8 protein-coding genes and 1 pseudogene are annotated in these 11,576 nt (G+C 68.6%); 2 read left to right on the forward strand and 7 right to left on the reverse strand.

Features of this window, described 5'->3' with window-relative positions:
• Positions 1-275: 275 nt before the first annotated feature.
• Positions 276-1,667 carry a cytochrome P450 gene (locus VF697_RS00375; RefSeq protein WP_331091091.1) on the forward strand — a complete coding sequence of 464 codons (1,392 nt, stop codon included), beginning with the start codon at positions 276-278 and terminating at the stop codon, positions 1,665-1,667.
• 161 nt (positions 1,668-1,828) lie between these two features.
• Entirely contained in the window at positions 1,829-4,099 is a 2,271-nt protein-coding gene (locus tag VF697_RS00380; protein ID WP_331091093.1) for a PAS domain-containing sensor histidine kinase, read from the forward strand.
• Between the two features lie 31 nt (positions 4,100-4,130).
• On the opposite strand, the gene VF697_RS00385 is transcribed toward VF697_RS00380, so the two are convergent.
• The 7 genes and pseudogenes from VF697_RS00385 to VF697_RS00415 all read right to left on the reverse strand — a co-directional run.
• Positions 4,131-4,892: an SDR family NAD(P)-dependent oxidoreductase gene (locus tag VF697_RS00385; RefSeq protein ID WP_331091095.1), complete on the reverse strand. Its 762-nt coding sequence runs from the start codon at positions 4,890-4,892 to the stop codon at positions 4,131-4,133.
• Positions 4,893-4,995: 103 nt separating this feature from the next.
• Positions 4,996-5,562: a hypothetical protein gene (locus tag VF697_RS00390; protein WP_331091097.1), complete on the reverse strand. Its 567-nt coding sequence runs from the start codon at positions 5,560-5,562 to the stop codon at positions 4,996-4,998.
• A 73-nt stretch (positions 5,563-5,635) separates the two neighbouring features.
• Positions 5,636-7,207, reverse strand: a complete 1,572-nt coding sequence (locus VF697_RS00395; RefSeq protein ID WP_331091099.1) for an ABC transporter substrate-binding protein — start codon at positions 7,205-7,207, stop codon at positions 5,636-5,638.
• A 13-nt stretch (positions 7,208-7,220) separates the two neighbouring features.
• A complete protein-coding gene (locus tag VF697_RS00400; protein ID WP_331091101.1) occupies positions 7,221-7,811 on the reverse strand; it encodes an SCO family protein in 591 nt (196 codons plus the stop codon).
• A 3-nt stretch (positions 7,812-7,814) separates the two neighbouring features.
• Entirely contained in the window at positions 7,815-8,477 is a 663-nt protein-coding gene (locus VF697_RS00405; protein WP_331091103.1) for an SCO family protein, read from the reverse strand.
• On the reverse strand, positions 8,458-10,497 hold the full coding sequence (locus tag VF697_RS00410) for a YncE family protein (protein WP_331091105.1): 2,040 nt from the start codon (positions 10,495-10,497) through the stop codon (positions 8,458-8,460). The genes VF697_RS00405 and VF697_RS00410 overlap by 20 nt, the downstream gene beginning before the upstream one ends.
• Positions 10,498-10,523: 26 nt before the next feature.
• A pseudogene (locus VF697_RS00415) lies at positions 10,524-11,576 on the reverse strand (hypothetical protein); the annotation flags it as partial.

Here is an 11,576-nt window from a genome sequence, read left to right on the forward strand (position 1 = left end):
GTACGAGCTGCAGAACTACTCGGAAATGGTCCAGATGATCTCCAACGTCATCAAGATGCGCGGTGAGACGCAGAAGTCCATCATCGGCAACATCCGCTAAGCAGTCCGGCGGTTGCTCGAAGCAGGGCGGGTGCTCCTCACTGGGGCCCCGCCCTTCGCTTTTGCGGGCTCGGCGTGCACCGTGGGTTCCACGCTCGGTGAAAACCGTCCGGGTGGAGATGGGGGATGATGTGGCTCGTGAGGGCGCCCCCACGCCCCATCAGGAGCTGACACCCATGCAGAAGCAGTTGGCCGTTCCCGGTCCGCCTCCGCCCCCCGTGTTCGGTGCGTTCGGCACGAAGGTGCAATTCTACCGGGATCCCCTCGGCCGGATGCTGTCTCTCTACCGCGACTACGGCACGCTGGTTCGGCCGGGAGGGCCGGGAGGGATGGTGTTCGCCTTCGGCCCCGAGCACAACCAGCGGCTGCTGTCGGACACCACGCTGTTCTACAACCCCGACCTCCAGCGCATCTGCCCGGAAGGCACCTCGCTCCATCGGCTGTGGACGGGCCTCGTCAACATGAACGGGGATCGGCACAAGCAGAACCGCAGGCGGATGATGCCCGCCTTCCAGCGCAAGCGGGTGGAGGGCTACCAGGGGTTGATGCACGAGGTCATCGAGCGCTCGACCGCACACTGGAAGGCCGGAGAGGTCCGGGACCTGTCGCACGAGATGATGCTGCTCACGCTGCGGGTCGTCACGCGCGCGCTGTTCGGCCTCGACGACTTCGATGAGATGGACCGGGTGGGAGGGCTGCTCAAGCAGTGGCTGGGCCTGTACGCGAGCGCTCCGGTCCACCTCTTTCCCCGCGACGTGCCGCTGACGCCCTTCCGGACGCTGCTGCGACTCTCGGAGCAGGTGGAGGAAGTCATCCGCGACATCATCGCGCGCCGGCGTCGCCTGGGCCCGGGCCAGGACGTGCTGTCGGTCCTCATGAGCGCCACCGACGAGGAGGGGGGCTCGCTGAGCGAGCAGGAGCTGTTCGGCCACATCGCGCTGCTGTACGTCGCCGGTCACGAGACCAGCGCCAACGCGCTCACCTGGACCTTCTTCCTCCTGGAGCAGCACCCGGAGGTGCTGGCCAACGTGGTCGACGAGCTCCAATCCGTGCTCCAGGGACAGCTCCCCACGGCCGAGTCACTCCCAAAGCTCCCGCTGCTCGACCGGGTCATCAAGGAGAGCCTGCGCCTGCTGCCGCCCACGCCCTTCAGCTCGCGGCGCGGCATGGCCCCCTTCGAGCTGGGGGGGGTGGAGTTCCCCACGGGCACCGAGGTGCGCTACAGCCCCTTCGTCACCCACCGGATGCCGGAGCTGTACGCGCAGCCGAATCGCTTCCTGCCCTCGCGCTGGGAGACGCTGGAGCCGCAGCCGTACGCCTATATCCCGTTCGCCGGGGGCCCGCGCATGTGCATCGGCTACAGCTTCGCCATGCAGGAGATTGGCCTCACGCTGGCCTCGCTCCTGCCGCGCTTCCGCTTCGAGCGGGTACCCGGGCACCGGGTGGACCGCAAGGTGTTGGCCAGCTTCTCGCCGAAGCACGGGCTGCCCATGGTCCTGCACGCACAGGACCGCGCCTTCCGGCGCACGCCGCTCGAAGGCGACGTGGGGGAGTTGTTGGACCTGTGACTTCGTGAGGGCACTCGCTCCCAGGGGGGTGGAGCGAGTGCCCAGGGTGCGAAGGCCACACGGCGCACGACTATGTTAAGGGGCTCCCGCTTCGAGGCGATCTGGAAGGAGGCGAGCGCTTGAGTCACGACAACAGTCCGCCTCCGGCACAGGCGCGGTCCATGGCGGAACTCCTCCGGCGAAGAAGGTCGGAACTCCTCGAGGTCTGGAGGGAGCGCGTCCACGAGGCGGTGACCGCCTCCCGGGCCATGACCGCCGCGGCGCTTCAAGAGCACCTTCCCGGTTTCTTGGACAACCTGCTCGAGGGGGTGCTCCATCCAGGGGGGCGTGTGCACCAGGAGAACCGGCGGCTCGCGCGAGCGCACGGACGACAGCGGTCCGAGCTCGGTGCCTACACGCTCGCGGACGTGCTCCAGGAGTATCAGATCCTGCAGTCGGTGCTGCTCGAGGTGCTCCAACGGGAAGCGCCAGCGGCGCTGGGAGGCATCCCGCCCCTCCTCGAGCTCGTCCAGGAAGGGCTGCGCGAAGCCGCGACCGGGTTCCAACACGCGCGGACCGAGACCGAGAGGTTGAGATCGGGCGAGCGTGAGCGGCTCATCTCCGCGTTCAAGGCCGCGACCGCCGCGACCGCCATCGTTCACGGTCCCGAGCTCCGCTTCGAGTTCGCCAACGACGAATACCAGCGGCTCTTCTTCAGCTCGCGCGAGTACCTGGGCCTCCCGCTTCGCAGCGTGTTCACGGAGCTGGAGGGGACCGGCATCTTCGAGCAGCTCGAGGAGGCCTATCGCGCGGGAAGACGGGTCGAACAAAAGGAGGTCCCGCTCAACTTCCGCACCGTCGACGGTGCCATGAAGCTCGGTTACTACACCTACACGTTCACGCCTCATTTCGATGAGGCCGGTCGTGTCCAGGGGTTGATCCTGATGGGGATCGACGTGACCGAGCACGTGCTCGCGCGCGAGGCGATTCAAAGAAGCCAGGAGCTGCTCGCGCTCGTCATGGAGGCGATTCCCGACCTCATCGGCTACATCACCTGGGAGGAGCGCCTCGGGTTCGCGAACCGCGCTTACGCCCAATGGTACGGAAAGTCAGCCGAGGAGATCGTCGGCCTGCGCACCCGGGAGTTCCTGGGAGAAGAGCTGTATGCCCGGGTACACCCGCTGCATCAGCGCGCTTTGTCCGGGGAAGCCATGCGGTTCGAGACAGGGAGGCGAAACGCCCAGGGGGAGCTGCGCCACCTGGAGGTGCGTTACCTGCCGGACCTGGGCGCGGACGGCACCGTGCGGGGGCTCGTGGTGGTGGGCAACGACATCACCGAGCGCAAACAGGCGGAGGATGCCGTTCGCCGACGCGAGGAGCAGCTGCGCCTCATCACGGATCGCCTCCCCGCCTTCGTCTCCTATATCGATCGCGAGGGGCGCTATCAGTTCGCCAACCGGACCTACGAGCGCTGGTACGGCTTGAAGTTCTCCGACATGCGGGGAAGGAAGCGCCACGAGTTCACGACCGCGGAGACCGCACGTCTGGCGGAGCCGTACGAGAAGCGCGCGCTTGCCGGCGAGGCGGTCCGGTATGAGAACGTGCTGCGCAAGCCCTCGGGTGAGTACTCCGTCCAGGACGTCGAGTTCGTCCCGGACCGTGATTCCGAGACGGGAGAGATTCGCGGCGCCGTCATCCTCGCCCACGACATCACCGAGCAGAAGAAGATCAGACAGGCGCTCGAGGAGGCGATCCGTGCTCGCGACGAGTTCCTGTCGATCGCTTCCCATGAGCTCAGGACCCCGCTCACCTCCATCCAGCTCCAGACGCAGATGATGAAGCGGAACATCGAGCTCGGCCGTCCGGAGGCCTTCGAGCCCGCACGGGTGACCCGGCTCGTGGCGCAGACGGAGAAGAGCGTCCATCGGCTGACCCGGCTGGTGGACGACATGCTGGACATCTCCCGCCTCTCGACCGGAAAGCTCACGTTCACGCCGGAGCGGTTCAATCTCTGTGAGCTGGCCCACGAGGTCGTGGATCGCCTGGTCGTTCAAGCGAGTGCCAGCGGCGCTCTGCTCTCGTGCGAGTGCCACGAAGCGGTCGAAGGCGCCTGGGACCGCTTTCGAATCGAGCAGGTGCTCACCAACCTCATCACCAACGCCATCCGCTACGGGCAGGGCTCACCCGTTGAAGTCACCGTCCATCGCTCGGGCCCTCGCGCCCTGGTGAAGGTGCGGGACCAGGGCCCGGGGGTCTCCGCCGAGAACCAGGAGCGCATCTTCCAGCGATTCGAGCGCGCGACCTCCGCCAACTCCATCAGCGGGCTCGGGCTCGGGCTCTACATCTCGCGGGAGATCGTCGAGCGCCACGGTGGGTCCATCCGGGTCGAGAGCGAGCCCGGCCAGGGCGCGACCTTCATCGTGGAGCTTCCCCTGGGGGAAGAGACGCGCTGAGCGCGCCTCCCGGCCTGGAGACCTTTCGGGCTCAGAGCGCCTTGCTCGCGACGACGTCGAAGAGGAGGTTGGGTGCCAGCTTCGCCACCTCGACGGCGCGGGCCATCTGCCACGGGAAGCCGTACTCGTCCTCCCCGCGCAGGATGGCCCGGGCCATCAACTCCACGGCCGGCTCCGTCTCCAGGAGGAAGGGCATGATGTGCTGGGTGCCGGCCGTCATCTCGGTCTTCACGAAGCCGGGCTTGATGCAGGTGACGCGCACCCCGGTGCCGTGGAGATCCACCCGCAGGCTCTCCAGGAAGGTGTTGAGGAAGGCCTTGGAGGCCGAGTAGGCGGCGTTGTGGGGCAGGCCCCGGCAGCTCGCCAGACTGGAGACGCCCACCAGGTGCCCGCGGTTGCGCTCCACCATTCGCGGCAGCACGGCGGACAGCGTGGCCACGGCCCCGGTGACATTCACGTCGATGATCTTCTTCGCGTGCTCCCAGGGGAAGTTCAGGGCGTGGGTCTGCCCTCCCACACCCGCGTTGGCCACCACCAGATCCAGCCCGTCACAGGCCGCGTCCAGCTCGCGGATGCGCTCGAGCGTGGCCTCCGCGTGGGAGACATCCAACTCCACGGGCTCGATGTGGGCGCCGGTCGCCCGCGCCTCCTGCGCGAGTGCCTCCAGGTGGGCGCGGCGCCTCGCGGCGGCGTACACCTTCACACCGCGCTTGCCCAACCACAGCGCCAGACCACGTCCCAGGCCGCTGGAGGCCCCCGTCACCAGCGCCGTCCGATAGCTCATCTCCGTCATGGGTTCCCTCCTCCGGCCCCGAGGCTTAGCGCGGGGGCTCGAGCGCTGTCAGCAGCGACCGGGGAGGAGGGTCCAGCAGTGGTCCAAGCCGCTCGGGCTCCTGCTAGTCGAAGGCTCCCAGTTGCTGCACGGTGCAGGTGCTCCCACCCGTCTCCACGAGGATGTCGGCCTCGATCGGGAACACGCTGGTGCCGTGCAGGTAGCTGCACTCGACGATCGCGCGCATGTCCCAGTCGTGGCTGTAGGAGAAGACGCGCGCGGGCATGCTGTATTCGCCCTCTCCCCCCGGGCTGCTCGCGATCGCCTCGTTGGGCCGGGGATCCCAGGTCTTCACCTTCACCTGCCAGTGGTCACCCGCCATGCAGCAGTCGGCGATCTTCGCTTCGATATGCGGAGTGGCGAGGCAGTGGAGGGCGAAGCGCTGTACCTGGTTGGGCCGGTCCAGCACGCAGGTCAGGAAGAACTGGTTGGCCATCAGGGCGAGCTTCCCGCTCCGACGTTCGGAGTCGGAGCGGACGTTTTTCCCAGGCCTGGTGGGAGCCCTCAGGGTTGGGGGCTGCTGCTGCTCGTCGGGCTGGCTCTCCGCGTAGACGAGCGGTGCCAGTCCGAGGAGGGCTCCACACACCACGAAGGCAGCGCGCTTCCAGTGCGACTTCGGCATACGCAACATGATTCTTCTCCCTCTGGGACAGACTGCGCCTGCGCTCGCTGGAGGAACTCGCCCAGGAGCAAGCTCGAGACGGCTACGGTTCGGTCAGGGCCATCCACCCGGTGACCGGCCGGAAGCTCCGGGCCGTGAGGTCCACCGTGACGACATAGGAGCCCAGCGCGCCCACCCGTCGATTGGGCCCGTAGCTCAAGGGCGGCACCAGTCCTGTCTCGAAGGCATACAGCCCCTCGAGCTGATCGATCAGCTTCTTCCTGCTCAACTGCCTGCCGGTGCGACGCAGCCCCTCGGTCATCACCCGCGCGGCCGTGAACGCGGAGACCTGGGCCATCCGGTGTGCCTGCGTGGCATGGGTGCGCGCGCTCCATCGCGAGAAGGCTTCCCGGGCACGCGCCTGTTCGTCCGAGGGCAGGGTGGGGTAGGCGACGAAGATGCGTCCCTGGAAGAGTGCCGGCGCCTCCACCGCCGCCCTGGCCGAGAGGCTCCCCGAGAGCAGCAGGTAGGGAGCCCAACCGAGCGCCCGCGCCCTCGCGGTGAGCGCGGCCAGCTCCGTGTCGTTGCCGAGGAACATGACGAGCCGGGTGCCCTTGCGCTTCAGGTCCGCCACCACCGCTGGATTGAACCGGCCCCGCTCGTATCGGAGCACCTCCACCCGCTTCGCGCCGCGCTCCTGGAAGCGGGCCCGTGCCGCGCGGGCGGTCTCGGAGAGCCCCTCGTCGTGGGGGTGGAGGATGACGACCGGGGAGTCGTCCAGGTGCAGCTCCTTCGCGGCGTACTCGACGAGGACGCGGGCCTGCTCCTGGGGGCCCGCGAGGAGATGGAAGACATGCCGGTTCGGCGCATCGCCTTCCCGTGAGAACAGCGTGAGGGGCCCGATGAGGGGCAGCTTCTCCCGCTCGGCCAGCTCGGCCAGCTCCTTCTCCGCTCCCGGCACCCAGCCGGACAGCAGCGCGAAGATGGGCTCCTGGGCCAGCAGGTGCTGGAGGCTGGCCAGGCCCGTTTCCTGGTCGCTGTCGTACCCGGCGACGGCCAGCTCGAGCTTGCGGCCATGAATCCCTCCCGAGGCGTTGACCTCGTCGAGCCAGGACTCCAGCACCCCTCTCATGGCCCGACCGGGCTCCGCGAGCCGACCTCGCAGGGGCAGCACCACGCCGAGCCGCAGCGCCGAGTCCGTCATCCCGGGAGCGCCGTCGTCCTCCAGGCGCTTGAGGTACGCGAGCAGGCCCGTCATGTCCTCCCAGGACATCGAGTAGCGCGGCATGGCGGCATCCAACCGGTTTCCGCCACGGTCGAAGCCCTCGGAGATGGCGCGGGCCACGCTCTTGTCGTCGAAGGCCGGGTGCTTCCTGCCACTCGGGTGGACGTGGCCATACGGCTTGGTGAGCTCCGCCCAGGTGATCTCCGGCGGCAGGAGTCCGCCCTCGGGCCGGCCCGCGCCGTCCTCTCCATGGCAGTTGGCGCAGGGGACCGCGGAGCCCGGCAGGCGGACCCCGGCACCGAGCGTCGCGGAGATGTCCCCGCCCGAGGAGCTCGCCCCCTCGAAGTAGATCTTCCTGCCCGCCAGCTCCCGGGGCGTGAGCGGAGCCGGAGCCGCGGCGGCGCCGCAAGACAGCGTGCCCAGGAGCAGGGCGAGGAACCGGGGACCCATCGAGCTCATCTCCTCATTCCCCGGCGAGGAGCCGCACCCGCTCGGCGACGGCCGAGGCGGGCGCGTCCGGACGGATCTTCGTCCAGTGCTTCTTCTTCTCGTTGCCGGCGATGAGGAGCGTGGAGTGTCCCTCGATGTTCTCCACGTACTGGCCGAGCCGGGCGATGACCTGGTTCACGTCCTCCTTGCTTCCGGTGAGGAACGTCCAGCCCGCGTGCGTCGCCTGTTGCCTGAGGGCGAACTCCTTGAGCCGCTGCGGCGTGTCGTGCTCGGGGTCCACGCTGATGGAGATGAAGTACACCTCGCGCCCGAACTGCTCGCCGAGCTGCGCCCGGATTTGATTGAGCCGGGCGGCGATCATCGGGCAGGCGGTGTTGCAGCGCGTGAAGAGAAAGGAGATGACGACCACCCGATCCTTCAACACGTCGCTGTAGAAGCGGACCTGCTTGCCCTCCTGTGTGACGAGGACGGTGTCGGTGAACCAGGCGCGGGCCTTCTCCTCGGCCGAGGGGGTGGTGCGCGCGCCGGCTCCACCCTCCGCCGCCCGCGCGTGGACACCGAGGACCAGGGCCAGCAGGAGCAGCGTCTTGCACGGCATCGTCATGGGTCAGTTCCTCTTCGCGGCCACGGGAGTGGCCTCACGGCGGTTCGCGGCCAGTTCATCCACCTTCGCGAGGATCTGCTCCTCGCTGGGGAACCCGTTGAGCCTCACCCAACGCCCGGTGCGCACGTCGCCCACGAGCACCATGGGCGCGTGGTTGGCGGCGTTCGCCGTATAGGCCCCCAGTCCCTCGAGCACCTGCTTGATGTCCTCCGGGCTTCCGGTGAGCCACGTCCACCCGGTCTTCGCCCGGTGGCTGGCGGAGTAGGCCTTCAAGCGCGCCGGCGTGTCCTGGGTGGGATCCACGGAGACGGACACCAGCCGCACCTCCTTCTCCAGCCGCTCGCCCAGCCGGCCCTGGACCCGGGCGAAGACCGCCGAGAGGACGGGACACACCGTGGTGCAGGTGGTGAAGACGAAGTCCATGACGACGATCCTGTCGGCGAGCACGTCGCTCTTGAACCGGACCTGTGCACCGCTCTGGTCCATCAGCCCGGCGTCGACGAGACGGACCTCGGTGGTAGGCGCGGTAGCAGTGGGCGCCGTGGCGGAAGGCTCCTCCTTCCGGTGGGCACAGTGCCCGTCCGCTCCAAGGGAGTGGGTGGGAACCGCCAGCAGCAGGAGCGTGAGAAGACTCGCGACCTGGGGGCTAACGCGCTCGTGTGACACGGGACTCCTCCTGGTTCGCGTGCGATGTCCCTTCCACCCAGAGGGTGCGGTACGACAGGCCGCCGTAGCGCACCTTCTTCGAGGGGACCGAGACGTAGACGTAGTAGGCGCCAGCGCCCGCGAGTGCCGGCTCCACCTCGTAGACCCCGGCCTCCACCTCCCGGGCGCTCACCTCGGCGCGATGCCTTCCGGGCGCGAGGTAGGTGAGCACCTTCACGTCCTTCAACCCGGTCGCGGGCTGGTGGGTCTCCGCCTCGGCGAGCGTGAAACGCAGGCGCGGCGTCTGTCCCGCGGGCACCCGGGTGGGAAAGTCCAGGTACTGGAGCTCGAGCGCCCCGAGCGCGTGCTTCACGGCGGGGTTCGGTTTCGCCTCGAGGCTGAAGCAGTGCAGCACCCGCGGCGAGTCCAACAGGAACGCGACGTCGTACTTGCCCGCCGCCGGAATCCTGAGGTGGGTGGCATAGACGCCGGGCTCGACCTCCTTCAGGCTCCTGTCCACCACCTCCACCGCGCGGGCGTTGTGCCCGTAGTTGCCGAAGCTCCCCATGGGAGAGTTCATGCCCTCCATGTAGAAGTACGTGGTGTTGTCCGCCGGGTTGACCACGAAGACAGCCGCCTCGGTGGAGGCCTGGGAGATGGAGCTGGCGATGCTGAGGTCTCCCGCGAGGTTGGGCGCGGTCGCTCCCGCGGCGAAGCCCTGCACCCTGGGCTGCTCACCGCCCAGGGTGGAGAGGTTGATCATCCCCACCCGTTCGGAGTCCAGGGAGCGCACGTAGGCGAACGCCCGGGTGATGCCCAGCTGGTAGGGCTGACCGCTCACGGAGAGCGTGTGCGCGAGCCGATTCTCCGTGGCGTCGATGACGTGCACCACGTGCTCGGAGGGGTTGACCACGAGGCCCCAGCGCCCGTCCTGGGAGAAGCGCATCGGTCCCAGCCCCGGCTTCGCGGAGAGCCGGGAGACCTGCTCGAGCCGTGAGCCGTCGATGGCGGTGATCGTCCCGTCTTTCCCGTCCGCCACGTAGAGCACCTGGGAGAGGGAAGAGAACGCCAGGGAGATGGGGAGCGGGCCGGTCTTGAGGTCCTTCACCTTCTCGAGCTTCGCGATGTCGATGACGGACACCGTCCCCTCGTCCCGGTTGCTGACGAAGGCGTAGCGGTCATCCTGGGTGAAGGCGAGCTCATGGTGCCCGCGCCCGGTGGGAATGCGGGCCACGGGCTTCAGGGACTCGGTGTCGAGCACGGTGACGCCGCTCTCGCCCGCCGAGCTGGCGTCGTTGCCCACCCAGAGGTAGCGCCCGTCGGGCTGGAGGGCGACCCGCATGGGCTCCTCGCCGGTCTCCACCTGCGCCTTGACCCGGAAGGTCTCCGTGTCCACCACGGCGACCTTCCCCGCCCGCGGCATCGACACGAAGAGCCACCGTCCATCGCGGCTCTTGATCCAATCGGCGCCGGGACGCTCCATGACCACCGTGGCGTAGAGGCTCGTCTTGCCCGTCATCCCGACGAGCGGGTCGATGACCGAGATGCTGGCATCCTGGTTCAACACCAGCAGGTAGTAGCTGTTGAGGTCGACGAGCGGCCGGACGCCGACGAGTCCCTTGAGGTAGAGCGCGACCCGGTCCTTGCATTGCTGCTGTTCCTCCGGTGCGCCCGGCAGCGCGCGGCCGACGTCCATCCAGGCCGAGGGGGACAGGCCCCGCATCGGCAGGCCGCTGGTGGCATCGGTCATGCGGAAACGGACCTCGGTGTAGTCGCCCTCCATCAGCGGCCGAGGCTCCGCTCCGGTGCTCCCGGGCGGCAGGGCGGAGAACTCCACCACGGCGCCGCCCTTCACGAGCTTCTGGGGGACGGCCACCGGCGTGGGTGCCGCCGCCGGTGGCGCCGCGGGTGCTGGCTGCTCGCGTCCCCTCGCGGTGACGGCCGCGTACCCGGCCAGGGCCATGCAGGCGAGGAGCACTCCGGCGAGGGCGGCTCGCCGGAGGAACTTCGGGGGGGAGGGGGCGTTGTCGTGCGGTTGCATGGTGGAGTTCCTCGGGTGTCTCGGTCTCACTGCACGCGCAGCAGGCCCCACTGGCCACTCAGGTTGCCGAGGCTCTGGTAGTCCCGGAACAGGTAGTCCCCTGGCACCGCGTTGGCGCCACCGGCGCTGGGCAGGAGGACCTCGTAGTGCGAGTAGGGAAGGAAGTTCTCCTGGGCGCCGATGTACATACCGAGGGGATTGAGACCGAGCCCCCGGGAGGGCAGCTCGGTGGGGAGGCACTTGCCCGGGAGGCCGAGATGGGCCGAGCCCGGACACACGTACGGCTCCCGCTGCCAGACATGCCCGTGCAGCCGGAAGACGGAGCCGCGGAAGCCTCCGTGCGGCTCCAGCAGTCGCAGGCGGCTCTGTTGGCCGGGCGCGGCGGTGAACACCGGGGTGGCCGGGTCTCCTCCCACCAGGCTGTTGCTGTAGGCGGCGTGGGCGTTCGGCACGGCCCCCAGGCCTCCGGGCTCGTTGCCAAAGGGCGCGTTGGGGCGCAGGCCGAAGCGGAACCACAGCGGCTCGGACCCGTAGTTGATGGCCATCTGGCCAGAGTCCTGGGGATCCTCGGCGACGACGCCCTCGGCCTCGATGTTCTCGACGGCCGTGCCATCCCGGTAGCGGTGACTCAGTTGCTTCTGCCACACCACCGCGAAGTCACGGAAGGCGATGCTGTCCGGCACACCATCCCGGTTGGCGTCCGGGCCGACACTCGCCGAGGTCCGCCGGCCCGCGTCCTCGCGCCAGGCCGTCCCCGGGGGCTCGATGATGAGGGCGCCCACCAGGGACTTCTGGCCCTGCTTGATCTTGTCGGCGGGAATGAGGTTGACGCCGCCGAACTCCAGCGGCGTGGCCACGAGCCGGACCCTCCGGGTGTTCACCCCGGTGAAGAACCCGCTGATGTCACCGGCATACCAGCGGTAGACGGACTGGCCACCGGGCGGGGTGGTCTGGGTGCGGTTGATTCCAACGTTGGAGCCATCCGCCTTGGTGATGTCGTACTCCACGAGCTGGGGATGCAGCCCCACGTGGCTCGACGGGCGGATGAGGTTGTTGTTGAAGGTGGTCACCCCCTGTGG

The organism is Archangium sp., from assembly GCF_036388035.1.
Taxonomy (GTDB): Bacteria; Myxococcota; Myxococcia; order Myxococcales; family Myxococcaceae; genus Archangium.